Source organism: Pontibacter lucknowensis, assembly GCF_900156415.1.
In the GTDB taxonomy this organism is placed as follows: domain Bacteria; phylum Bacteroidota; class Bacteroidia; order Cytophagales; family Hymenobacteraceae; genus Pontibacter; species Pontibacter lucknowensis.
The window spans coordinates 166,963-192,512 of record NZ_FTNM01000006.1; the positions used below are offsets into that span (position 1 = coordinate 166,963).

Consider the following 25,550-nt stretch of genomic DNA (forward strand, 5'->3'; position numbering starts at 1 on the left):
TAATGTCAATAACATTAGATCAACTTCTTTCTTTCGAAAGTAGGCTTCACCCTACAAACTTTAAAACTAAAGAAGGTCTATTGCTATGGCCTGTTTTACGATATCCTTTATTTAGATACATTAATGATTTCTCCAGTAACTTTGAATCTCTAAAGACTCAAAGAAGTCTTGGTATAAAATCATTAAGACTTTTACTTAAGGCTGTTGTTTTACAAAATGGTTTTAAATTCCTATTCGTCCCAAATTTAAAGTTTCTGTATTTCGGTTCTGGAGTCACTAACGTTAGAAATGAAGAAGGAAAGTATTATAACCGGGTTAGTGACGATCTTTTGCTACTAGCTGAGAAGGAAAGTTATATCATTGAGCAGTATAATACTTATGATTTCAAGTATCCGCGAATTCATAAACAACATGCAGCCTCTGTTAGCTTTGAGATTATTTACATTTTTTTAATAAAATCAGGTTTAATCCGTGTAAATGCACAAGAAGCAACTCAGATAAGTAGTATCATTCATAGTGCTAGAAAAACATTCAATCAACTTAGTGACAAAGACGCTAATGAATTAGATAAACTACTGACAAAGCAGCTTTTAAAGGCGAAAGCTCAGTATTTTCTTTTCAGTAGGCTTTTTAATCTAAAGAAGCCTCAAATTATCTTTGTCGAGGATGCTGCTTACGGTACTAACTCTTATGTAGTTAAGGCAGCAAAGGATCGTGGAATTAAAGTCGGAGAAATACAGCATGGCTTTGTTGGGAAAGGCCATATGGCTTATAATTATGCCGACAATGTAGCGCAGTCTACTGATTATCAACAGTATTTACCGGACTATTTTTTAACTTATGGTAATTTCTGGTCAGAAGAAATTAATTTGCCTTCCAAAAAAGTAGCAATAGGCAAGCCGTCCATCCAAATTAATGCATCTAAGGAGTCCTCTAAAGTTAATCAAAGTCAAATATTATTTGTAAGCTCTGGCAATACTTACCAGGAAACGAAGCGGGTGCTCCATATTATCATGAATGGACTAAGAGATTCTGATACTAAATTAATTTTTAGACCGCACCCACTCGAGATGAATGTGGAGGAGAAATATAGCGAGTTATTAAGTCTGGGTATGTATATTGATCAGAATACCAATGTGTATGATTCCATTCGTGAATCTCAGTGCATAATTGGTGATATTTCGACTGTTCTATATGAGGCTCTGGCTTTCGCTAATAAAACAGTTATCAGCTATCGCTCTGCACAAAATCCACAGGTTACTTTTCCTGATAAAGCAGTTACTATTGTTGATATAGAAGACCTTAACCAAATTCAGGTTTTACTTAAAGTTAAAAGGAATGATGCTAGTAGCACAGAGGATGTTTGGTCAAAAGATTGGCAGAACAATTTTAAAAAATTCATTGAATCCCTTTAGCCTTTCCTAAACCATTAATGGCTAGCTCATTTAGTAAAAATTCGTTCATTTATACATTTACTACTGTCTTTCAAAAAGGAGTAGCCTTCTTCCTGATTCCCGTCTATTCTATATTTATAGACCCTGAGGAATATGGTATCATTTCGCTTATCTTAGCTACTATTGCAATTCTTACAGTCCTTTTTACGCTTTCTTTTGATGCAGCTATAGTACGATTCTACTATGACCATAAGCATGATAAAGAAGAGCTAAAAAAGAAGTTAAGCACGTTATTTATATCGCTTGGAGCTAATTCGCTTTTTGCATTTACATTTTTCATGATTGCGGGTCCTCCCCTATTCAATTGGGTACTACCCAATGTAGATTTTTACCCATATATATTCCTTGGCCTATTAATTTTATTATTTCAGCCTTTTTACTTACTAGTTCTAGGCTTTTACCAAACTACTGAGAATGCTAAAGCATTTTCAATTTTAAGCATTGGTTATTTTTTAACCCATTTGGCATTAACAATTACATTCGTAGTTATTTTTGAATTTGGGGGAATAGGAATTCTGACTGCAACACTTATCTCCGCATTTATCTTCTCCTGCATAGGATTGTATTACTTAAGGGAATTCTTCGTTATTACTTTTGAGCGTCGCTTTGTAAAAACCGTACTAAAGTATACATTACCTTTGATCCCGCACTCGCTGGCAGGTCACTTAGCACTTACACTGGATCGCTTTTTGCTAAATGGACTCTTAAATCCACATGCCACGGGTTTATATTACTTAGGATACCAACTGAGTTACCCCGTGGATGTAATATCCTTGAGTTTTAACAGGGCATTTGTACCCACATACTTCAACAATGTTGAACTTCCAGACGGAAAGATGCAAATCAGAAATAATGCATCTCTGTTTTTTGCCGTCTCAGCTTTCGGTGCTTTCTGCCTTTCTATTTGGGGACCAGAAGTATTCAAGTATTTAATAGATAAAGCTTACCTGGAGAGCCTAACTTTATTACCAATTATTAGTTTCTCATTTGTAGCAACAACAATTTATTATATTCATTCCTGCATATTTTTTTACAAAAAAGAAAAAGTATACCTGGTAGCTGTGTGTACAATCTCAGCCAACGTACTGAATTTGGGTTTAAATCTAATACTTATACCCTATTATGGAATACATGGTGCAGCTTATGCCACTTTAGCTGCACAGCTGCTACTAGCTATCACAGCAATCGTGATGGGGAAAAAATTTGAAAAGGTGAATTGGCCCACGTTCAAGTATTTCCTTCTGTTCACCTTATTGTTCTTTTTGAGCCTGATAACAAATCATGTAGTTGTCCTTGATCTCGTTTATTCAGTTCTCTCAAAGCTGTTGATCACTTTTCTGGCAATGATGTCAATAAGTGCAATTCTACTAAAAGGCCCTTTTCATTTTCTCACTTATATCCAGAGCATTAGGCCAACTATTTTGAAAAAATAATACTTAGTTAGCACTCCCCTATGCGTAGCGGCAAGCATTTATATAGTAAAACCTCCATAATATAATTTGTTTCTTTTATCTTTGATATTTTGTTATCAAGTGCATTGATCTGGCCAATTCACAGAAATTGACTAGATATATTTAATATCCAAATGAAATACAGGCTTATTCTTACACTTCTACTTTTATTTTTTTCTTCCACTATCGTTTCGAACACTTTCGCTAATGACCCAAAAAAGCTATGGAGTAGTTGGGAAAAAGTAGCTGAACTACCCTTTTCTAAGCGCGATGGTGTTGGAGTAGTGCATTTCAAAGACGAGATATGGATGCTTGGCGGATGGACCTATGGCCCCCTTACTAATGACATCTATAAGTCATCAGACGGTATCAATTGGGTTAAAGTTAGCAACGGCACTTGGCAAGGACGTCATGGTGCTGGCATGGTTGCCTTTAATGATAAGCTATGGGTATTTAGCGGAGATGGGTATGATGACATCTGGTCCTCTGAAGATGGTATAGATTGGATTATGGAAGTAGATCATGCTCCTTGGGGAAGACGTTATACGCCCTACATTACCGTCTTTGATGATAAAATTTGGCTCATGGGAGGCATAAGCTTTTGGGATAGCTTTGGCACTTATAATCCTTATACACCCGTAGCCTTCAACGATGTTTGGTCATCTCAAGATGGCATTAATTGGCAATTGGAAACCCCACAGGCACCTTGGGGACCAAGAGGTATAATACATGGCTCTTTGGTACATAACGATGAAATGTGGATACTAGGCGGTGGCAACAAGCAATGGAACACACCTGTGGACATGTACAACGATGTATGGAAAACCAAAAATGGAGTTGATTGGGAGCTAGTTACTGAAAATGCTTTGTGGAGCCCAAGAATTCATTTTACAACTATCTCATTCGATAATAAGATCTGGGTCATTGACGGGACAACCAGTACCGAATCGTTAACGAATAACGTTTGGTATTCTGAAGATGGCATTAAGTGGAATATACTTGAAAGTTACACTAAGTTCCCCAGAACTCATGCCAGCACAGCTTTTACACATGACAATGCTCTCTTTATATCTGCCGGCTTTGACATAGATGCTATCTATCGTTACAAACCACCTCAGCAACAACTTGTAAAAAGCGAAAATGCCTTTACTTTTTTACTTAACAGTGACCCCAATGAAGTTAATGTTAACCTAACGTCTGGCCTTAAGCCTCACATTCAGGTACAAGACACATCTATTGCTATCATACTAGAGAACAACCTGATTAAAACTAAAGCTACTGGGAATACAAAGCTTCTGATTTCTCATCCAGGCGATTATGGCTTTTACCCGCTTGATACTACCTATCTTGATCTAATCGTAAAGCAAGAACAATACATCATAGCAGAAGCACTACCAGAAGCAGTTTTACAGGATACTGTTAAAATCAACATCTTGGGTATATCGGGTTTGCCAGTCAGTATTTTACCAAATGAGCATATAGAAATTATTGATGAGAATACTATTATTCCCTTAGTCCCTGGTGATATTACTTTGGAACTGTTGCAAGATGGTGATGACAATTATGCCCCTTGGAGTGGTACAATTAGTTTAGTAATTGTTGAACAAGATGCTGTTCAAACACTTCGTCAGAAACAGTCACTTGTAAAAGAAATTTCATCAATCTCAGCCATTTATGGAACCGAGTATGTTGATTTAGAGCTCGAGTCAACTTCTGGCTTGCCCCTTTCTTTTCAAATTGCCGATACGGCAGTGGCTACCTTAACAGCGGATAACCGGGTTCAACTCAAAGGTGTCGGAAATACCAGAATCTTTGTATCAAATGCAGGAGATTCTGAATATTACCCGCTCTTTACATCTGCAATCGAACTAACTGTGCATAAGAGAGAGCAACATGTCATTGAGCATAAATCACCAATCAAAAGTGTATATGGCAATGAGCCTATTAAACTAGCTTTCACCACAGATAGTGGTATTCCAGTAAAATATATAGTTTCAGACACTAGTGTTGCTAATGTTTACGAAGATAACCTGCTGCTTGTGAAGAATGCGGGCACAACGGAGCTATTTGTTGTAAACGACGGAGATAAAAACCATTTGCCACTAGAAAATGTCAAAATCGATATCCTGGTTGACAGAAAAGACCAACAGATCGGAGTTAATTTTCCCCTGGAGCTAGTTGAGAGAGATACCATCGCTATCAGTACATATTCAGAAGCAGGATTGCCGGTAAGAATACTTCCAGCAGATGGGCTCAACCTTATAGATGAATCTAGCTTCATACCAGTAAAAAGCGGATTGATCAGACTCGTTTTAGAACAGGAAGGCAATAAGAATTATAAAGCGTGGAGAAAAGAATACAACTTATTTGTAATTAGCTTAACAGGGTATACGGTCTACCCGAACCCTACTAAGGATCTCATCAAAATAACTACAAGCAGCTATTTAGGCTCCATTGAGAAAATATTAATTCACGGTTTGGACGGTAGGTCCTATAAAAGTCTGACATTGGACGAAACACTAAATGGGTATGTAGTGGACTTAAGTAACTTTAAGTCTGGCATCTACTTCTTATCACTAAAATTTAACAACGGCGAATCTAAAACAACGAAAATCATCAAACAATAGCTTCATTTTAACAGTCCCGACATTGAATAATATTTCTGTTATAGCAAAGTGCTTTCCATACAGCACAATTTTATATTTATTCAATCTTTAAGGCATAAAACCTCAAACCATTATATATTTGCCAGTTAAAAGGAGGGGCTAAGTTTTTACATTAACCGTTTTTAATGAACATTTGCATTATTGACTACGGCTTGGGCAATTCCGGCTCAATCCAAAACATGCTCAAACGAATAGGATTCAGAAGCGTCATCTCTAATGAACCTGAGGTTATCGAGACAGCCGACCTACTCTTTTTACCTGGTGTAGGCTCATTTGATGATGGGATGACAAACCTGGAGCAGCTGAATCTTATACCTATACTTGAGAAAAAAGTACTGGAGCAAAAGACTCCAATTATTGGCATATGCCTGGGCATGCAGTTGTTACTTGCTGGAAGTGAAGAAGGAACAAAAGCTGGCCTTGGCTGGATAAAAGGCACATGCAAGAAATTCAATTTCAAGAAAACTCCAGAGCGTTTGCGAGTACCGCATATGGGCTGGAACCTGACTACCCCTGCACAAACCGCCCAAAACTTTTTCAGTACTGATTTACCTGAACTGAGGTATTACTTTGTGCATAGCTATTATGCCGTTTTGGAAGATGAAGCCGATGAGCTTTGCAGCACATCTTACGGATTTAAGTTCAGTTCAGGTATACAGCGGGACAATATTATTGGCCTGCAGTTTCACCCAGAGAAAAGCCATAAATTTGGGATGTCCCTTTTAAAGAATCTTGTAAATAATCTGATCAGTGTTAAAAGCTAGAGTAATTCCCTGCCTGCTGCTTAAAGGTGGAGGAGGCTTAGTTAAAACAAAAAAATTCAGCTCGCCAAACTACATCGGTGACCCGATAAATGCGGTCAAGATCTACAATGAGAAAGAGGTCGACGAGCTTATGTTTCTTGACATCACGGCTAGCAAGGAGCGTCGTGGTCCTAATTTTGAGTATCTTAAAGATATTGCTTCAGAGTGTTTTATCCCACTCTGCTACGGCGGTGGGATTACTTCCGTAGATGAGATCAGAAAACTATTACGGATAGGTATAGAGAAAGTCTCTATCAATTCCGCTAATTTTACAACCCCGAATCTGATTGCAGATGCGGCTAAATTATTCGGTAGCTCAACTGTGGTGGGCTCTATTGACGTGAAACAGAACTTCTTTCGCAAATTGAGAGTTTTCAACTCGTCTAAAAGGGATACCACCAAACTCGATCCGGTGGATTTTGCTAAGTCTCTTGAAAACCAGGGAGCTGGAGAAATACTGATCAATTCAGTCGACAGGGATGGCATGCTTTCAGGCTATGACTTCGAACTCATCAAGAAAATAACGGATGCCGTCAATGTTCCTGTTATTGCCTGCGGAGGTGCCTCCGGTTTAGATGATATCCAGCGTGTAGTAAAATATGCTGGGGCCTCAGCCGCTGCGGCTGGCAGTATTTTTGTTTACCAGGGTGGTAACAAAGGTGTTCTGATCAATTATCCGAATTACCAGCAGTTGGAGAAAATATTAAACTGATAATGAATACAAACTTAAAGACCTGTGTAAGCTGTTTGATGGATACTTCAGACCCGAAGATCACGTTTAACGATGCAGGTGAGTGTAATTACTGTGTAGAAGCATCAGCTGAACTTCCCAAATACAGGTACACTGAAGAGCAGGTTCAGGCCAACATCAAAAAGCTGGTCAGCCATGTCAAATCCAAAAAGAGAGGTAAATACGATTGCCTTATAGGTATAAGTGGAGGAGTTGATAGCTCTTACGTAACACATTTGGCAGCTAAATGGGGACTTAATCCACTGGTAGTTCATTTCGACAATGGCTGGAACTCTGAACTCGCTGTTTCAAATATCAATAACATACTGAACAAGACTGGCTTTGACTTCCAGACCTACGTCATCGACTGGGAGGAATTCAAGGATCTGCAGCGGGCATTTCTCAAGGCATCTGTAGTCGATATTGAGATGCTGACTGACCATGCCATCAAAGCTTCGATGTTTAAGCTTGCCCGTGCAAACAACATTAAGTGTGTGTTGTCAGGAACAAATTATGCCACAGAGCATGGTTTGCCTACCTCGTGGGTTTGGCACAAGGGAGATTTACAGAATATAAAGGCTATCCAAAAGTTGTATGGCAATAGAACCCTGAAGTCTTTCCCTACCATAGGGCCTTTCAAATCAATCTTTTACAAGATGGTTTATAAATTGGATTATCTGGAGCCTCTTAATCTAATCAACTTCAGGAAACTCGATGCTATGAAAGTGCTGGAGAAGGAATATGATTGGCGCTATTATGGAGGCAAGCATTATGAATCGCTTTTCACTAAATTCTATCAGGCGCACATTTTACCAGAAAAATTTAAGATTGATAAGCGCAAGTCCCATATCTCTGCGCTAGTGCGAAACAATGAAATAAGTCTCTCTGAAGCCAGGGAACAACTTGCACAACCACTTTATCAGTCCGTGAGCGAATTTCAGGAAGAGAAAGAGTTTGTCCTGAAAAAATTAGGATTCACCTTTACTGAGTTTGACGAGATACTTCAGGACAGTCCGAAACCCCATGATAGCTACCCTACTGATATTCATCTTTATCAACGCCTGAATAAAGTTCGCACCAAATTAAATCTATAGTAGCTTTCTGGTTTTCGACGGAAAACTTGTTGCCACTAGGCACTCTATTATATATTAGGCTGGGATGAAGTTAGCATACTTACTGTATCTGGATGTTGAAAAATATGATGGGGTTACAAACAAAGTTGTAACTCAAATTGAAACGTGGGTAAACCAAGGGAACGAGGTGGCGCTTTTTTGTATTGTGCCTAAACTACCTTCAACTCAGACTTCTTTAGCACGAATATCTTCCATTACTACTATCATCGAAGAGGAGAAAGTCCTCGGTGCTTCTGCCGGATTGCTTGCAGGATGGTTTAAATCTGATAAAGTACAAAAATTACTTATAAACAAGTTAGCAGCCTATAACCCTGACTTGGTTTACTACAGAAATACTGCCTACAGTTCAACAATACGCCATATTAATAAACGATTTATTACGGTTTGTGAAATAAACACACTTGAACAGGCTGAATATAAACTACAGCGATTCAACAGTGTCAAATACCTTTTCAGATATTTACATTATACACTGTTGCACCGCTTTGCTTTCAATGAAGTGAACGGTGTTGTAGGAGTGACGCATGAGATTACTGATCAGATAAAAAAATCTGGTTATAAATCACATACCGCTGTAGTTCCTAACTCAATCAATGTATCAGATTATCTAAAACCTAAAACAATAGAGGGTAGTCCTTCGCAAATCCCAAAACTTGTTTTCATTGGCACGCCGGGAATGTCATGGCATGGCGTTGACAGAATAATAAAAATAGCTGAGTCAACACTCAGCCAATTAGAGTTTCATATAATTGGATATAGCAAAGGAGATTTTGACAACCCTCCTCCAAACGTAAAATTTTACGGTGTTCTTCCTTCTGGCGAGACATACAAAGTGATTTCTACATGCCATATTGGAATTGGAACGATGGCACTATTCAGGAAGGAAATGGAAGAAGCATGCCCCTTGAAAGTGAGAGAGTGCCTTTCCTACGGACTACCTATGATATTGGGCTACGAAGACACTGCTTTTATCACAGATAGTGCGACCAGAAAGGCTAATTACCCTGACTATGTTTTGAAATTATCAAATCAGGAAGAAATAACGCAGGAGGACGTAAATAAAGTAGTTGATTTCTGCTATAAATACAGAGATACGCAGCTTACGTTTGAAGATGTAGCCCCATTTATTGATGTCCATCTTTTAGAAACAAAAAGATTGGAATTTCTCAAAAGAGTTTATGGAAGTACTCGAGGCTAAAGATTCACCGTTAAGTTCTGGTTGGCGAATTTCTCAGCTACTTTTAAGTGTAGTTTTGAGCTTCGTCACTGCTCAGTGTATTTATCTGATATGTAGCTTAAGTATAATAACCGGCTATACTATTCTAACACTAGTCTTAGCATTTCTTGCCTTCTCAAGGTACAAGATGTTTCTGGTTAATTTTTATTGCTGGAGTGTACTTTACCAAAATGCCTTGATAGCCTATTCATCTGGCCTCATCGCAGACAGTAATATATTCAGTATACTGCATGGCACTAACTTTTATATCACTACACTGCTATTTATCCTACTTAGCCTCCGCAGCTTAAATTTTGTGCTAAAATCAACCCTATTTACAACTTCATTCTTTGTAATGGTTCTGCTTAGTATTTTCTGCGGTGCTGGAGTTTATCTATATGGATTTAAAAATAGCTTTGTTTACTTCCGTCTGTTTTCGATGGTATTTATGATGTTTTGGATTGGTGCTTTTTTTTCATCATTCACTACAGAAAGGAATTTCAGACTGATTCTTAAAACACTACTCTCGCTGACTCTTATAAGCATAGTTGGTCAGTTTATCTTTCCGGAGCTTTTTCTCACCTTAATGAATGATGTTGATTACTACTCTCTTAAAGGGGATGCATCCTCAATGGAGGAAGTAATTCAACTACTACACAGTAATACATACTTCAATATTTCATCATTCGGAGAGGCAGTAAGAGCTCCTGGTTTTATCAAAAGCTTTATCTCGAGCGCTTATTTTGTTATTTGCCTGTCTATCCTATTATACTGGAATAAAAACATATACATGGTCTTGCTTTCCTTCCTGATCATGTCTGTGTGTGTTGCGTCAAAAGGGGCATTTATAGGTTTCTTCTTTTTTGTTGTTTTATACTATTTAAACAAAAAATTTAAATTTAACATACAAGCTGCTTTATTCATTTTATTGTTCTTATGGTTGCCTCTCGTGGCTATAGGTTATAGCACCAACAATGAACATTTAATTGGGTTTGTTTCAGGTCTATCGTATTTAGATACTGTTGGCAACGGGCTCGGATTTTCGGGGAACCTGTCTGATATAAGACTTGCCTCCTATTCCGGTGTTCCCCTACCTGACCAGGGTTATTGGACCAGATTCTATAATGGCAGCGAAAGTGCGCTAGGAGTACTGTTTAGCAGCTTAGGTATTTTTTCTTTGATTTACTTATACTTGCTTTTCAGGCACTTATTTAAAATTTATCCAGTACTAAAAGATAATAATTTAGACTACATAGCATTGCTTTCAATTGTTATGGTTTTTCAAGGCATATTTCAGGAAGAGGCATTCTCTCCATATGCATTTGGCATGGTGCTGTTTGTAGCTGGTTACTACTTTTTCAACTCCCTTGATGAAGCTCCTGAATCTGCGAACTAAAGCGAGGTTAGTGCTACCGTATGCATGTGGGGCATTTGCTTTCTTTATCTTTCTTATCCCCACTTTTAGCAATATACTGCTGGCTGTATTGGTAATGCTATGGTTGCTAGATAGCGATTTCAGGCAAAAAGCAAGTTTAATCGCCTCACAGAAAATACTGATCGCATTTAGCGCTTTTTTTATCCTCTACTTGATCGGAAGCACCTATACAGATGATCTTGAAGATGCGAAAGGGGCTGTGATTATGAGGTTGCCATTGGTACTGCTGCCAATAGTGATCGGAACTTTTATATCCCCGCTTACTAAGCCTGAGCTCCGTGCAATATTAACTACTTATATAGCTTCAGCTATAATTTGTTCTCTTTTTTTAGTATACATTTCAATATACCAAGCTCAGGCTACTGATACAGATTTTTTCAGGTATGTTCTTACTGCGCCTGATTATGAAATTGTGGATTTGTCACGCTTAAAAAATCACAGGCCCTACCTTGGTCTATTCGTTGCATTCGCGATATTTTTGCTCACTTTCGAAGACACAACCTATTTTAAAAAATCTACCACCAGGTTACTAATTGCTTTGTTTCTGCTGCTTTCCCTATTTTTCTTATTCAAAGCGAAAATGTCAGTGGTATCAGTCATTATCTTGATGGTTTTACGATTTTACCCTAAACCGATCTACGCTAAAGCAATTACCAGTATTTTGTTAGTCATTGTAGCTGTAATATTACATGACCCCATAATTGATTTTGTATACAATAAGATAATTCTCTCAGATGGCGGAAGCCGTTTTAGAAACTGGGCTACCTCAATCGATGCTATTAAAAATTCACCAATAGTCGGTTATGGATCTGGAGATGAACTAGTCGCTTTGCAAATGTTTCGTGATCCGGAAGCCTGGGAGTATATTCACACTTATAATTCACACAATCAATATCTTTCTATTCTCTTGCAATTAGGAATAATAGGGATGAGTGTGTTTGCAGTTGTCTTATTCTTTCTGCTTTACCAGAGTCGAAAATACTATAGGCCTGGAATTTATTTTGTCCTCTTGTTCATACTAGCTGGTTTTTCAGAAGTTCTTCTGTCACGAAATGCCGGCGTTCTCTTCTTTGGTTTTTTCAGCGGATTAATAATATCACATATAAGGTATTTATCTCTAAGCCATACTATTAAGGATACATAATTTATTCTGCTAAATTTCAATAAAGAAACATTAGAGGGTGTCATTTAATTTATCTTTCAAAGATCCTTTACCACAACATACTCCATAATCGGATCAATAGAGAAAAAGGTAGACCCGTTTGGAGCAGGGTGTTGAGTGAAGGCCTCACAACTTTCCATAACCCAATGCCTTGCTTGAAACTTAGAAAGAAAAACAAACCAATGGCGATATGATTATCCGCTGGTAGATGAATCGTTGCTTTTCAAAGCGTTGCGAACAGATCTAAAGACCAGCTTTATTTCTTTTTTATGGTAAGTCTTATAATTGGCCTGACTTTTGAAAACTTTATGGACAGGCAGAAAGGTATTGTTTTAATCACGTTTTTGAGTTCACTATACCTATACCAGTACAAATTACGTGAGAGAGTAAGGCAAAAGCTTTGATTTTACTTCACAAAAATTATCATGAAATTTGTAATCTAATTAGTGTACTTTTTACAATGCATAACGCAATAAATTTCCGTAGCAGGCATATATTTATTGGTAACAGAATGAACGATGCTTGACATTATTAAAAATAAAAGACCAGTACCTCCACGCCCTGAAGCTAATGGACATCAATCTCTGACGACATTTATCAACCCAGTGTCTTATCTTATCGCCAGAGATCAGAGGCATCTGTATCAGCAGTTTGACTACCTGCTTGCTGACGGGTGGCTGTTTGTGGCTGCCTTGCGGTTTGCGGGGATACCTGCTAAAAGATTTAGCTTCGATATGACTTCAATGGCCTTCAGTGTGTTCAACGATGCTATATCTAATAATAAATCCATATACTTTATCGGTGCCAAGCAAGCGGAGATAGAGCGTTTCATCAAAATGATTCAGCAACATTTTCCCAAATTAAATATACTGGGCTACCGGGATGGCTACTTCAGTGACAACGCAGAACGAGATGAAACGCTCGAATGCATCAAAATTTTAGCGCCAGATATCGTAGTTGCAGGACTTGGTGTGCCGCTTCAGGAAAAATTTTTGGTTGATCTTTACCATAAAGGCTGGAGTGGCCAAGGCTATACCTGTGGGGGATTTATTCATCAGACTATTGACAGGTTAAACTATTATCCGGATTGGATCAATAAATTCAATTTGCGCATGCCTTACCGTTTTATCAAAGAACCCCATTTTAGAAAGCGGTTGCCTGACTACTTCAAGTTTCTGTATGCCTTTACAAAAGATTGCTTCAGTTATAAGGTACAGCCTCATCAGATAAAAAGAAAAATAAAGCAACCTACCATTGTCAAATGATTTAGTATTTTTGCTATATACTAAAATACTCTAAATGCCCGGCCTGTATTCCCGATATATCAAACCTATTCATGCTTTAGGCGATGCGGTAGCAATTGCTATTTCAGCTGCAAGTGCTTATTGGTTGACTGAGGGAACATTGGCTGGCTTTTTTACCAGGCCTTATGTAAATTTTCTGGTCTATGGTCTGTCTGCCTGGTTTATTTGTACCAGTTTGCTGGGCACCTATAGGTTTTACAGGGTTACCCGGATCCTGGAAATACTAGCAAATGTCCTGAAAGTGACGCTACTCTACTTAATTTTGATAGAGGCGTTTCTCAACATGCTGGACGCAGAGGTTTACTCCCGCAGCTTTTTACTCTACCATTATCTATTACTGGCTGGTCTCGTTATCCTGTGGCGCATCATTGTTATCACATCGCTTCGGGTGTATAGAAGAAAAGGCTATAATTACCGCAGAGTCATTATCATCGGCTATTCAGCTCCTGGTAAAGAACTGCGTCGCTTCTTTAAAAACCGGCCTGAGCATGGTTATCGTTTCCTCGGCTTCTTTGATGACAAACATACACAGGAGCCTGGCGTAATCGGTAAAATAGATGAAATCGAGGAGTTCGTCCTTCAAAACGATGTCGATGAGATCTACTGTAGTCCCTTTGAGCTGCAGAAGCATCAAATCGTACGATTGCTCAATTTTGTAGATAATAACCTGATCCGCCTGAAGTTCCTGCCTGAGCCGGGCGGGCTACCCTATCAGAAGCTACAGGTAGATTTCTATGACATGCTGCCCGTGCTTATTTTCCGCTCGATTCCGCTTGACGATTCGATCAATAAGTTTCTGAAGCGTACTTTCGACATCGTGTTCTCATCACTTGTCATTTTGTTCATCCTTTCCTGGCTGCTTCCTATTCTGGCTATCCTTATCAGGCTCGACTCCAAAGGTCCTATCTTCTTTAAGCAGGAACGCTCCGGCTTGGACAACCAGAAATTTAAGTGCTGGAAGCTCCGTACCATGTATGTGAACAATGAGGCCAACTCCAAACAGGCCCAGCGCGGCGATTCCCGTATCACGCCAATCGGGGCCATCCTTCGCAAAACCAGTCTGGATGAATTGCCGCAGTTCTTTAACGTGCTGATGGGACAGATGTCGATTGTAGGTCCAAGACCACACATGCTGAGCCATACCATGTACTACTCCACACTGGTAGATAAATTTATGGTGCGGCATTTTATCAAGCCAGGTATAACGGGCTTGTCGCAGGTGCGGGGTTTCCGCGGTGATACAAGTGAGATACACCAGATGCGCGGCCGCGTGAAACTCGATATCTTCTACCTGGAAAACTGGTCTTTCTTCCTCGATCTCAAAATCGTCTTCTATACCGTGTACAACATGCTGCGGGGTGAGGATAACGCATTTTAAAAATCAGCCCGTGCATTTGCTCCTGTTTTAGTAACTTCGCCTGCAAAGTTGAAAACATGAGCAAGGAAAAACCATCTATACCGAAAGGAACACGTGACTTTGGCCCCGCTGTGGTGGTCAAGCGCAATTATATATTTGGCGTGATCAAGCGCACCTTCGAGAAATTCGGCTATCTGCCGCTCGAAACCCCCGCCATGGAGCAGCTGTCGGTGCTGACTGGCAAGTACGGCGATGAAGGCGACCAACTGATTTTCAAAATTCTCAATTCGGGTGACTTCCTATCCAAAACAACAGCCAATGATATTGAGCAGGGCTCTAAGCACCTGACCCGCAAGATTTCCGAGAAAGCACTTCGCTACGACCTGACGGTGCCGTTTGCCCGCTTCGTAGTGATGAACCGCAACGAGATCAGCTTCCCATTCAAGCGTTACCAGATTCAGCCGGTATGGCGTGCCGACCGTCCCCAGCGTGGCCGCTACCGCGAGTTTTACCAGTGCGATGCCGACGTGGTAGGCACTAACTCTCTGCTATGCGAGGCGGAGATCGTGCAGATGATCGACGAGGTGCTGAGCACGCTAGGGATGACGGACTTCACAATTAAGATCAACCACCGGGGTATACTGGCAGGTATAGCGGAGGCCATTGGAGAGAAAGGCCGCGAAGGTGACATTTGCGTGGCCATCGACAAGCTCGATAAGATCAGAGCAGAAGGCGTGCGCAAAGAACTGCTGGAGCGAGGTATAGCCGAGGGTGCCGTGGATAGACTGGAGCCTCTTTACGAACTGAAAGGATCTAACCAGGAAATATTAGACCAACTTCAAACACTACTTGGCAGCACTGAAGAAGGCCAGCGAGGCCTGAAAGACCTTCAGGAGGTATGGGAGTACCTGGAGGACCTGGGAAGTGATGCTCTTGTAACGCAAAACCCATCCGGTCAGCCACGCCTACAGCTGGATGTGACACTGGCCCGTGGTCTCTCCTACTACACCGGCTGCATTTTCGAGGTAAAGGTGAACAACGCCAACATGGGCAGCATCAGCGGCGGCGGCCGTTACGATAACCTCACCGGCATGTTCGGTATGCCGGGCGTGTCGGGTGTTGGTTTCTCCTTTGGCGTAGACCGCATCTACGATGTGTTGGAGGAGCTGCAGCTATTCCCTGCCAGCAGCGAGGTAGGCACCAAGGTGCTGATCGTTCAATTTGATAAGGCCTCGGAGCGCTACGCCCTGCCCCTGCTGCAGAAGCTGCGCAACGCAGGTATAGCCTCAGAATTATACCCGGAGGCGGCCAAGCTGAAAAAGCAGATGAGCTACGCCGATCAGAAAAAGATACCATTTGTGCTGTTGGTGGGTTCTGAGGAAATGGCCTCTGGCAAGCTGAAGCTGCGAGACATGCAGACCGGCGAGCAGGACGAACTATACATCGATGACATCATTGCCCAGCTGAAATCCGAAGCGAAATAAACAATCATATGAGCGACGTTCACCATATCTCCAGTCAGCACCTGAGCCTGGAGCGCATCGAAGAAATCATCAGCCGCAGGTATAGCCTGGCGTTGTCGCAGGAGGCTGAGGAGCGCATTTTGCACTGCTACGACTACCTGCACCGCAAGATCGCCAGCACCGACAAGAGCATTTACGGCATCAATACCGGCTTCGGATCGCTTTACAAAAAGCAGATCTCGTATGATAACCTGGAGCAGCTGCAGCGCAACCTGATGATGTCGCACGCCTGTGGGATGGGCGATGAGGTGCCAGCTGAAGTGGTGAAACTGATGCTTTTGCTCAAGATACAGTCGCTGGCCTATGGCAACAGCGGGGTGCAATTGCAGACCGTAAAGCGCCTGATCGATTTTTATAACCGTGACATCTACCCGATCGTGTACCAGCAGGGTTCGCTCGGGGCGAGTGGTGACCTGGCTCCTCTGGCGCACCTTTGCCTGCCGCTGATCGGCTTGGGAGAGGTATACTACCAGGGTTACCGCCTGGAAAGCCGTCATGTGCTGGAGATGTTTAGCTGGGAGCCGGTGACACTGCAGGCAAAAGAAGGTCTTGCTTTGCTCAACGGAACGCAGTTTATGAGCGCCTACGGCGTGCATGCGCTTCTGCAGGCCCGCCGTCTGTCCCGCACAGCCGATGTGGTGGGTGCCTTGTCGCTGGATGCTTTCGACGGACGCATCGAGCCGTTTAACCACCTGATTCACCAGGCGCGTCCACATAGGGGCCAGATTGAGACGGCTGCAAATTTCCGTCAGCTGCTGCAGGGAAGTGAGTTGATCAGTCAGTTCAAACAACATGTGCAGGACCCCTACTCTTTCCGCTGCATTCCGCAGGTACACGGCGCTTCCAAAGACGCCATCCGCTACGCTGAGGGGGTGATCCTGACTGAGATCAATTCCGTGACCGACAACCCGAACATTTTCCCGGACGAAGACGAGATCATTTCGGGCGGTAACTTCCATGGGCAGCCGCTTGCCCTAGCGCTGGACTTTCTGGCGATTGCACTGGCGGAGTTGGGCAGTATATCCGAGCGGCGCACGTACCAGCTAATCTCAGGCAGCCGCGGTTTGCCTGATTTCCTGGTAGCGGAGCCTGGGCTGAACTCTGGCTTTATGATCACGCAGTATACGGCGGCATCCATTGTAAGCCAGACCAAACAACTTTGCACTCCTGCTTCCATTGACACGATCCCATCCTCCAACGGGCAGGAAGACCATGTGAGCATGGGTTCTAATGCGGCCACGAAGCTCTATAAAGTGGTGCAGAATGTGGAGCGTGTGTTGGCCATAGAGCTGATGAACGCTGCGCAGGCGCTGGAATTCAGACGTCCGCTTCGAAGCTCACCACTGCTGGAGCAGCTGTTTGCTGATTTCCGCGAGCAGATCCCTTTTGTGAGCACTGACCGTGTGATGCATCCTGATATGGAAAGAAGCGTGGATTTTATTAGAACCGGCCACTTGCTTGTTGTCCAGAATTAAGGGATAGTTCATAAAAGAGAAATCCGCAGCAGTTCCCGGTACTGTTGCGGATTTCTCTTTTTAATTGCCTGCCTTGCCTTACACTTCCCATTTAACAAAGACTCTTCCTATACCTGAATTTTAGGTTCAGGCTTTTCTCCTATCCCTTGCTTGACTATATTCGTAGCACACCCTATACCTATCGCTTGAGACTGCTACTGTTCATATTGTTTCTTTTCGCTGCTATTCCTGTTGTGGGGCAGCAAGGCTGTTTCCGGGCTATACAGAATGAGCAGGAAGTAAAGGTGATTTGCGCAGGTATACCTGTGTTCTTTGTGGATTGCAGCACTGACCAGAATGTACAGTATACGACTTTCTACGATCCGGGCCCTGATGCTTTTGACCCTCAGAATTTTGACCAGAGTGAATTAGTGAATCGTGGTGCTGATGGCCGTTTCCAGTATACCTATACGGAGCCCGGCAAATACATCATCACACAGATCATCAATCGCGGAGGTGGCAACAGCACCACTATTGAGCCCCAGGAATTTGAAGTAGTCGCCACTCCGGCTCCCAGTTTCACGGTGCAGCCCTGCGCCAGCAGATCGGTTCAGGTCACTATTGCGGACATCGGATACAATTTGTACGACATTGATTATGGGGACAACACCATAGCACGAGGCGTGCCAGCCGGCGAACAACCGCTCTATACCTACCAGGGCACAGCTGCTACTTATACCATCACGGTGCGTGGAAAGTACACGGTCAGCTCCTGCGAGACAAGCAGTACAAACACCGTCACGCTTTTGCCGGCTCCTCCCACACCCCTGATTGCAAAGCTGGAAGTGCAGCGTGAGGCTGCAGACGGTGAGATCCTGTTCACGTTGGAGAATCTGCAACCGGGCTACCGCTATGTGCTGGAGCGACGCACCACAGCAGCCGGCAATTTTGAACCAATCTTTACAAGTGCGCCAGCTACTCAAAACAGGTGGGTTGACTTCAGAATAGGCAATATAGACACCCGACAACCTCTACAGTTCCGGATCCGCCCGGCCGATAACTGCGGCAATCAGCTTCCACTCTTTTCAGCTCCTGTTAGCAGCCTGGTGCTGGGTGCGCAGACTGGCAATGAGCTGGCAAACCTCAGCTGGTCAGGTATAGGCGGCGATGTGCAGAGCTACCAGGTATACCGCGAGGGCAACCAGCTAGCGGATCTAAACAGCAACACGACCACTTATACCGACCGCAATCTGAGCTGCGGGCAAAACTACTGCTACCAGGTAATCAGCACCCTGAATAATGGGCAAAGCCGCTCGTTTTCAGCTTCCCGCTGCGTGCAGGCCACCTCAACAGCCACTCCGCCGCCCAGCTACCTCTACAGCACCTACGATCTGAACAACCAGGTACAGCTGGCACTTACCATTCCAGGCGGCCAGACAGCCCAGCAGATTCGCTTCCAACACAGTATTGAGGGAGAGCCCTTTGCAGACCTGGCCACCAGCCAGCAGACAGAGCATACGGACCCGCTGCAACCGCTGAATCCGGCTTGCTACCGCGCCAGCTACACCAACCCCTGTGAGCGCAACTCGGCTCCCAGCAACACCACCTGCCCGGTTTACCTGATCGCACTACCCCAGGAGAACGCCCCGGTTGTCTCGTTGGGCTGGACTGGCTATGTTGGTTTTCCGGATGGCGTGAGCCAGTATACGCTGGAGCTACTGGACGCTGACGGCCGTGTGGTCAGCAGTATACCGGTTACGGGCAATACCTACACAGACCGCAACCTGAGTGAGGAGCTTCAGGAGCTGCGCTATCGTGTACGGGTGACTTCCGGTAACGGCAATGCCACCTCTTATTCCAACACGGTGGTCATCCAGCAGCCTTTGCAGGTGCATATTCCCAATGCATTTACGCCTAACGGTGACGGACTGAATGATGTGCTCGAAGTAAAAGGGCGCTTCATCAGGTCCTTCAGCATCAAGGTATACAACGGCATGGGACAAGTCGTGTTTGCTTCTGACGACCGCAACAATGGCTGGGACGGCACCTACCAGGGCAAACCACAGCCAGCAGGAGCCTATGCCTACGAAATCAACATAGTGAGCAACAATGGGGAAGCAAAGCGCCGTACCGGTACTGTCACGCTGCTGCGCTAATCCAGAACCAGTACGGCGCCACTTACTATCTCTCAACCACTATTTTCACGGTCTGCACCCCGCCAGCACTGGTAATCCGAGCCAGGTACATGCCTTTTTTCAAAGAGGAGACATCCAACTGGACTTCGGTGACTTCACCCGCTTTTGCTTGGCCCTGTCTTACCTGCTGCATCAGCGCCCCTTTCATATCAAAAAGCTGCAGTTCATAAGCGCTTTCCACAGCCGAGGTAAAACGAATTGTTGTGAGCGCATCGGCAGGATTCGGATAGGCTAGCAGTTCGGTTGATGCCAGTCTCTGCATACCTTCCCCATTAGCAGCATGCAGGTCGCGGTTGTCTTTTCTGCCATTGATCACGATGTTGCCCCAACCGATGCGGGGTCCGGTTTCGGATGACAGGTCGTAAATATCACCTCCAGACTCAAAGTTGTCGAACACAACTGCATTGCCACGGCTAAGGTCCCAGATGCGGATGCGAAGCTGATCATTAGGATCGTTTTTGCCTTTGCCACCCGCGTCGCGCACCGACACGATATAGCCGAATCTGCCTACGCCCTGTAGTTGTGCTGTCCCTTTCCAGATGGCCTGGTCTCCGGTGATCACCAGCCAGTCGAGCGCTCCGCTTTGGGAGAATTCCTGCTTGTTCACGGTCAGCTGCAGTGTGCCTTGCGGTCTGGTGGCATGCTTGTTCTGATACCGGACATAGAAAGAGAATTCAGCTTCGAGCTTTTGGCTATTGCCACCCAACCCGAAATTGGCCAATACGATGCTGCCAGAGCCCTGGACATGGCCGGCTTCCGGGTCATAAATGACGTGCCACTGGTTGTAGTCGCTGTTGGTCGCCTCCAGGCAGCTTTCAGAAAAGTCAAGTCCTACCTGGTAGATTCCCGCCTGCGTATAGATATGCTTGCCCGTGATGCGTGAGGTGCCAAAAGCGGTATAGGACATAGTCGGCTCCGAGCCGTCGCCCCAGGTCCAGCGCAGACCGGTGTCCTCTGTGAGGATGTAGGGCGAAAAGTCAGCGGTAGTGCGTGCCTCCCAGCCTGCCCGTATGGCATAAGGCGCCAGGTATAGCTGCACATTTACAGGTATAGCGCAGGATGGCTCTTCTGTGGTTTGACTGTATTTTACGGTTAGGAGGTCAAAGTTTGTATCAGGCGAGTAGGTTGTATTCACCACAAATACATTTCTGTCTTTGTCCAGAGCCAAAAGTTGTTGCATATGATTAGCCTGCCCTTCCTTGAACACATCCCATACCCTGGAGCCATCTGAGGTCTTGTATTTCACGATTTGCACACCATCCGTAGTACTGTACGCTACATAGATGCCTCCTGCCTCGTCAAGTTCAACAGCCGAGATGGCCCCTTGGAAGGGAGTTGTCCATATAACACCGGGTTCCTCTGTGCTCAACTTGATTAGCCTGTTATTAAAACTCGTTACGTAGGCTCCGCCAGCATTGTCAAGGATCAGGTTCGACAAGCTGCCTGAATTTGTTACCTCGTCAATGGTAGGCTGCCGCCATACGAATGCACCACTAGCTGCCTCAAACTTAAGCAGGTAGGCCACATGCTCACCAGTGTCCAGAATGTCGAGGGCAGCCAGGTATACGCCTGAAGTGGTATCAACGGCTATACCCGTCACCTGGTGTTCAGTCTGTCGGTTACTGCTGTTGTAAATTTCGTTCCACAGCACACTGCCGTCGCCGCCCGCATACTTTGCCAGCGCCAGATTGTTTACTACAGCGGGGGCACGTGCGGTGCCAGTCACATACACATCACCTGTTTCGTCCAGGGCGAAGGCAACCAATTCATTCAGGTCACTGTCTGAGTCTTGCCGTCCGTAACGCTTGGTCCAGAGTTCCTGTCCTGTTTCAGTGTCAACTTTGATTAGGAAATCCTCTTGAGGAAGATCAAACTGAGGACTAACCGTGCCCATGATGTAGAGATTCCCCAGTTGGTCGAGTTGTATTTCCCTGCCCAGGTTAGCATCTGTGGGACCATGCTCTTGTTCCCAGATCGTCCCGCCCGTAGCACCGCTCAATTTAAGTTGCCTGATTTGCGGACGCGCATCGCTTCCGTACACGCTTAGCATCATATACACAGCGCCCGCTGCGTCTACTGCCAGATGTTTGGACTGCCTGACATCACTGTTATAGAACTGCCTGTTCCAGAGCAGCTCCCCGTCAGGCGAGTACTTGAGCAAAAAAGCATGCTGATACGGACGTGAAGCATCCGGGTTCCCGCTGGTGGCCGTAACATACACATTACCATCATTATCCGTCACCATGTTCGCTGGCTGGTCTATACCTGGTAAAGTGTGGATGAAGGTAGTATTGAAAACAAGCGCACCTGTAGCTGTCTGAAGGCTCGCCACAAAAAGGTGTGAATCAACACCACCAGAGGTTCCGGTCAGGTGCAAAGTACCCGCTTCAGATACTTTCACCCCATCCAGTACATAGGTGCTGTCTTCCTGAGAAGCATATTCCCATACCTGCTCCCCATTGGTAGCGCTATACCTGCCAACCGCAAAGGCAGCATCTGAAAGTGTGACACCTAGGTAAGCATGACCCGCCTCGTCTGTGTCAAGGGCAGCAAAAGAGCCCTGTTGCAGACTCGACCAGTGTAAACTGCCATCAGCAGCGCCATACCTTGCCAGCTGAGTGCCTCCCTGCACGTTGCTGACCATGTAGAGCCCTCCTGCTTCATCAGCCACCAGCTGCCCGGGTATACCTGCACTCTGTAGTGGCTCCTGCCACACCTGGTTGCCATTGGCGGCATCATACCTGATCAGGAAGCTTCCTTCGGGCTGATCAGGATCCGTTGCATATAGTACCCCCCAGGTATAGACGCCCCCTGTTTCGTCCACGGCAATTTGCATTGCACGGTTCTGCAGATTGGAATCGTACTGCACTTGCCAAACCAAAGAGCCATCTGCCCTGCTGCGCTTTGTTGTCAGCATCTGGCTGGCGTTATCCAAAATACCCGTGCTGCCTGTCAGGTAGATGTCTCCCTGACTGTCCAGGGCTATACCCGCCACATGCTGGTACACGTTAGGGGGTTCAGTTCCAGACACAGATTGTATCCATATCCTTTCCCCATTGGCGGCATTGTACTTAAACAATTGCGTAAAGTCTCCAGGCATATTAAAATGGCCAGAGCCAACCATAATCAGTCCTCCCCTATTATCTGCCAATAGCTCTATACCTGTCATGTTACTAAACGGCGTCTCACTCTGCTGCCAGACCACCTGGCCATCTGCTACATTATAGTTCACCACATACACCGTCGTTCTGGAACCCATGTCAACCGTGGAAGCGGCTACGTAAAAGCCTGTTTCGTCCAGTGCGACATCAACCAAGGCATGGGGATATTGGAACAGTGGAAAATGGTGCTGCCAGAGCACTTCGCCAGTGGGGCTAAATTTAGCTGCCACAAAGGCATCGTAATTGGTAGGAGAACCCAGGGTGCTACTTCTGCTGTTGCCCGCCACATAGGTGTTGCCAGCTGCATCAACCGCGCTAAAAGCACCTGACTCAAACGTGGGAAAATCGCTGCCATAGCGCCGCTCCCAGGCTTCTGTAACCTGCTGCGCCAAAACAGGCTGCACAAGAAGTGAAAGAAACAAAGAAACGACTAACAGGAATCCATAGTCCCGATTGGGCAAGCGTGTAAAATCTGACATAGGAATGGAGTAAATTTATTGTACCATATATAGTTATAATCACACAGAAGCATTGTTGCTCCAATCTAAGAAGACGTAGAAAAGGGTGAAAGTTGTGGAAAAGGAGCGGATGTACCATTGCTGACAAAATTGCCAGCTGGGCAAACAATTTATTATATGTATAATTATAATACGGAAGTTCTACCTTTCAGGATAGATAAATTTCACAGCATTAGTGCAAAAAAATGGGGCGAAAGAATTGGACCCAATTGATTATGAAGCATCGCCGGCTCATCTCACCGACACCATTTTTCCCTTAATTCAAGATATGCTTGTATATTTGTATACCCCTCGGCTACGGGGGACGTTTATACCTGTACAGTACACCAAAAGAAGATAGACTATGTTTGATATGATGGGCATGATGGGCAAGATGAAAGAAGTCCAGGCCAAAATGAAAGAAGCGCAGGACAACCTGCAGCACATTACCGTTACCGCCGAGTCGGGTGCGGGCCTCGTGAAAGCGACTGTGAATGGGCAACGCAAGCTCCTCAAGATTGAGATTGACGATTCCATCCTGAACACGAACGACCGCGACATGGTAAACGACCTGGTGGTGGCTGCCGTGAACAACGCCATGCTGACTGCGGGCGAACGCGCTGCTGAAGAAATGAAGAAGAGCACAGAAGGCCTTTTACCTAATATCCCCGGTTTAGATCTAGGAAACTTTGGCCTCTAATCCCAGCCTCACGGCTATTGTCATACTTAATTGGAACGGACTCCGCTATCTGCAGGAGTTTTTGCCCTCGGTAGTGGCCAACAGTTCTGGCTGTGAGGTCATCGTGGCCGACAATGCCTCTACCGATGGCTCTATTCCTTTCTTACAGGAGCACTTTCCGCAGGTGCGCATCATCCAAAACGACGACAACTACGGCTTCTGCGAAGGGTATAACATTGCCCTGCGCCAGATCGATGCCAAGTACTACGTGCTGCTGAACTCTGATGTGGACGTGCCGCCGGGCTGGACAGAACCGATCATCCAGTTAATGGAAGCCGACGAGAACATCGCTGTTTGCCAGCCTAAGATCGTTTCGCAGCAACACCCTGACTTTTTTGAGTACGCCGGAGCAGGCGGCGGTATGCTGGATTCCCTGGGCTATCCTTTTTGCCGAGGGCGTCTGTTTGAAACGCTGGAAGAAGACAAAGGGCAGTACAATGATGTGGCGGAGGTATTCTGGGCAACAGGCGCTTGTATGTTCGTGCGAGCCAATGCATACCACGGTCTGGGGGGATTAGAGCCAGCTTTTTTTGCGCATATGGAGGAGATAGATTTCTGCTGGCGCGCCAAGAACGTAGGGTACAAGGTGATGTACAACGGGCACAGCCAGGTATACCATGTGGGAGGCGGTACGCTACACAAGTCCAATCCGCGCAAAACTTATCTGAACTTCCGCAACGGCATGGCCTTGCTGTACAAAAACCTGCCAGCCAAGGAGCTGTTTTCAACTGTTGTTATCCGCATCCTGCTCGACTGGGTAGCGGCCCTGCGTATGCTGCTGGCGGGGCAGCGAGCCGATGCCAAAGCGGTACTTAATGCGCATGCCGATCTGCTACGCAAAAGCAAATACTGGCGGCAGCGCAGAAAAGAACAACAGCTGAAAGGTACTTTTCCGGCTATGACGGGCGTTTACAGAGGAAGTATTGTGTGGCAGTACTTTGTGCGCCAGCGACGCACGGTGCGGGAGCTATAGGTCCCAAACTGTGCTACGCTCTCGGCGCAGGTGCTTGCTTACATTCATCCAGAAGGCCATGATAAAGTACAGGATGATCGGAGAGCCCAGTGTGAAAAACGAAATGTAGATAAAGGACAGGCGGATGCTGCTAGAGGCTATGCCAAGCTTCTCACCCAACATGGCGCAGACACCAAAAGCCTGAGATTCGATAAAATATTGTAGCCTTTTCACTTTCGTTTGATTTAATTTTAAAAGTAGGAATTATACAGGTCACTGTCAAAAAAAAATCGACAAACCCCATAAATGCAACGCTAT

18 protein-coding genes are annotated in these 25,550 nt (G+C 44.7%); 16 read left to right on the top strand and 2 right to left on the bottom strand.

What is annotated here, in order from left to right; all coding sequences use genetic code 11:
* Window positions 1-2 precede the first annotated feature (2 nt).
* The 14 genes from BW972_RS17485 (at window position 3) to BW972_RS17550 (ending at window position 19,844) form a co-directional block, all read left to right on the top strand.
* Window positions 3-1,415 (top strand): hypothetical protein, encoded by a 1,413-nt coding sequence (locus BW972_RS17485; RefSeq protein WP_076423078.1) that lies wholly within the window; start codon window positions 3-5, stop codon window positions 1,413-1,415.
* A gap of 17 nt (window positions 1,416-1,432) precedes the next feature.
* The gene (locus BW972_RS17490) at window positions 1,433-2,887 is read left to right on the top strand and encodes a lipopolysaccharide biosynthesis protein (RefSeq protein ID WP_076423079.1); all 1,455 of its coding nucleotides are present in this window, start codon (window positions 1,433-1,435) and stop codon (window positions 2,885-2,887) included.
* Window positions 2,888-3,039: 152 nt separating this feature from the next.
* Window positions 3,040-5,532, top strand: a complete 2,493-nt coding sequence (locus tag BW972_RS17495; RefSeq protein ID WP_076423080.1) for a T9SS type A sorting domain-containing protein — start codon at window positions 3,040-3,042, stop codon at window positions 5,530-5,532.
* Between the two features lie 164 nt (window positions 5,533-5,696).
* Complete coding sequence (gene hisH, locus BW972_RS17500; protein ID WP_076423081.1) at window positions 5,697-6,335, top strand: imidazole glycerol phosphate synthase subunit HisH; 639 nt, start codon at window positions 5,697-5,699, stop codon at window positions 6,333-6,335.
* Window positions 6,322-7,086 (top strand): AglZ/HisF2 family acetamidino modification protein, encoded by a 765-nt coding sequence (locus BW972_RS17505; RefSeq protein ID WP_076423082.1) that lies wholly within the window; start codon window positions 6,322-6,324, stop codon window positions 7,084-7,086. Before hisH ends, BW972_RS17505 begins: the two co-directional genes overlap by 14 nt.
* Window positions 7,087-7,088: 2 nt before the next feature.
* A complete protein-coding gene (locus BW972_RS17510) occupies window positions 7,089-8,198 on the top strand; it encodes an N-acetyl sugar amidotransferase (RefSeq protein WP_076423083.1) in 1,110 nt (369 codons plus the stop codon).
* A 64-nt stretch (window positions 8,199-8,262) separates the two neighbouring features.
* Window positions 8,263-9,435 carry a glycosyltransferase family protein gene (locus BW972_RS17515; RefSeq protein ID WP_076423084.1) on the top strand — a complete coding sequence of 391 codons (1,173 nt, stop codon included), beginning with the start codon at window positions 8,263-8,265 and terminating at the stop codon, window positions 9,433-9,435.
* Window positions 9,436-9,769: 334 nt separating this feature from the next.
* Window positions 9,770-10,849 (top strand): hypothetical protein, encoded by a 1,080-nt coding sequence (locus BW972_RS17520; protein ID WP_143732130.1) that lies wholly within the window; start codon window positions 9,770-9,772, stop codon window positions 10,847-10,849.
* Window positions 10,824-12,032, top strand: a complete 1,209-nt coding sequence (locus tag BW972_RS17525; RefSeq protein WP_076423086.1) for an O-antigen ligase family protein — start codon at window positions 10,824-10,826, stop codon at window positions 12,030-12,032. The genes BW972_RS17520 and BW972_RS17525 overlap by 26 nt, the downstream gene beginning before the upstream one ends.
* A 536-nt stretch (window positions 12,033-12,568) precedes the next feature.
* On the top strand, window positions 12,569-13,315 hold the full coding sequence (locus BW972_RS17530; protein ID WP_076423087.1) for a WecB/TagA/CpsF family glycosyltransferase: 747 nt from the start codon (window positions 12,569-12,571) through the stop codon (window positions 13,313-13,315).
* Window positions 13,316-13,349: 34 nt separating this feature from the next.
* On the top strand, window positions 13,350-14,732 hold the full coding sequence (locus BW972_RS17535; RefSeq protein WP_076423088.1) for an undecaprenyl-phosphate glucose phosphotransferase: 1,383 nt from the start codon (window positions 13,350-13,352) through the stop codon (window positions 14,730-14,732).
* 56 nt (window positions 14,733-14,788) lie between these two features.
* Window positions 14,789-16,195 (top strand): histidine--tRNA ligase, encoded by a 1,407-nt coding sequence (gene hisS / locus BW972_RS17540; RefSeq protein WP_076423089.1) that lies wholly within the window; start codon window positions 14,789-14,791, stop codon window positions 16,193-16,195.
* 8 nt (window positions 16,196-16,203) lie between these two features.
* Window positions 16,204-17,709, top strand: a complete 1,506-nt coding sequence (gene hutH, locus BW972_RS17545) for a histidine ammonia-lyase (RefSeq protein WP_076423090.1) — start codon at window positions 16,204-16,206, stop codon at window positions 17,707-17,709.
* Between the two features lie 185 nt (window positions 17,710-17,894).
* A complete protein-coding gene (locus tag BW972_RS17550; RefSeq protein ID WP_076423091.1) occupies window positions 17,895-19,844 on the top strand; it encodes a T9SS type B sorting domain-containing protein in 1,950 nt (649 codons plus the stop codon).
* A gap of 25 nt (window positions 19,845-19,869) precedes the next feature.
* On the opposite strand, the gene BW972_RS17555 is transcribed toward BW972_RS17550, so the two are convergent.
* Window positions 19,870-23,523, bottom strand: coding sequence for an outer membrane protein assembly factor BamB family protein (locus BW972_RS17555; RefSeq protein WP_076423092.1), 3,654 nt, complete (start codon window positions 23,521-23,523; stop codon window positions 19,870-19,872).
* A gap of 382 nt (window positions 23,524-23,905) precedes the next feature.
* On the opposite strand from BW972_RS17555, the gene BW972_RS17560 reads away from it, so the two are divergent.
* Window positions 23,906-24,241, top strand: coding sequence for a YbaB/EbfC family nucleoid-associated protein (locus BW972_RS17560; protein ID WP_007654970.1), 336 nt, complete (start codon window positions 23,906-23,908; stop codon window positions 24,239-24,241).
* Window positions 24,231-25,253 carry a glycosyltransferase family 2 protein gene (locus tag BW972_RS17565; RefSeq protein WP_076423093.1) on the top strand — a complete coding sequence of 341 codons (1,023 nt, stop codon included), beginning with the start codon at window positions 24,231-24,233 and terminating at the stop codon, window positions 25,251-25,253. Before BW972_RS17560 ends, BW972_RS17565 begins: the two co-directional genes overlap by 11 nt.
* On the opposite strand, the gene BW972_RS17570 is transcribed toward BW972_RS17565, so the two are convergent.
* The gene (locus BW972_RS17570) at window positions 25,248-25,466 is read right to left on the bottom strand and encodes a PspC domain-containing protein (RefSeq protein ID WP_007654962.1); all 219 of its coding nucleotides are present in this window, start codon (window positions 25,464-25,466) and stop codon (window positions 25,248-25,250) included. The genes BW972_RS17565 and BW972_RS17570 overlap by 6 nt on opposite strands.
* Between the last annotated feature and the right edge of the window lie 84 nt (window positions 25,467-25,550).

Bases quoted from the DNA above. Each gene is read 5' to 3' on its own strand.
- BW972_RS17485 (WP_076423078.1), top strand. From the start codon at position 3: ATGTCAATAACATTAGATCAACTTCTTTCTTTCGAAAGTAGGCTTCAC.
- BW972_RS17490 (WP_076423079.1), top strand. From the start codon at position 1,433: ATGGCTAGCTCATTTAGTAAAAATTCGTTCATTTATACATTTACTACT.
- BW972_RS17495 (WP_076423080.1), top strand. From the start codon at position 3,040: ATGAAATACAGGCTTATTCTTACACTTCTACTTTTATTTTTTTCTTCC.
- hisH (WP_076423081.1), top strand. From the start codon at position 5,697: ATGAACATTTGCATTATTGACTACGGCTTGGGCAATTCCGGCTCAATC.
- BW972_RS17510 (WP_076423083.1), top strand. From the start codon at position 7,089: ATGAATACAAACTTAAAGACCTGTGTAAGCTGTTTGATGGATACTTCA.
- BW972_RS17515 (WP_076423084.1), top strand. From the start codon at position 8,263: ATGAAGTTAGCATACTTACTGTATCTGGATGTTGAAAAATATGATGGG.
- BW972_RS17525 (WP_076423086.1), top strand. From the start codon at position 10,824: ATGAAGCTCCTGAATCTGCGAACTAAAGCGAGGTTAGTGCTACCGTAT.
- BW972_RS17530 (WP_076423087.1), top strand. From the start codon at position 12,569: ATGCTTGACATTATTAAAAATAAAAGACCAGTACCTCCACGCCCTGAA.
- BW972_RS17535 (WP_076423088.1), top strand. From the start codon at position 13,350: ATGCCCGGCCTGTATTCCCGATATATCAAACCTATTCATGCTTTAGGC.
- hisS (WP_076423089.1), top strand. From the start codon at position 14,789: ATGAGCAAGGAAAAACCATCTATACCGAAAGGAACACGTGACTTTGGC.
- hutH (WP_076423090.1), top strand. From the start codon at position 16,204: ATGAGCGACGTTCACCATATCTCCAGTCAGCACCTGAGCCTGGAGCGC.
- BW972_RS17555 (WP_076423092.1), bottom strand. From the start codon at position 23,523: ATGTCAGATTTTACACGCTTGCCCAATCGGGACTATGGATTCCTGTTA.
- BW972_RS17560 (WP_007654970.1), top strand. From the start codon at position 23,906: ATGTTTGATATGATGGGCATGATGGGCAAGATGAAAGAAGTCCAGGCC.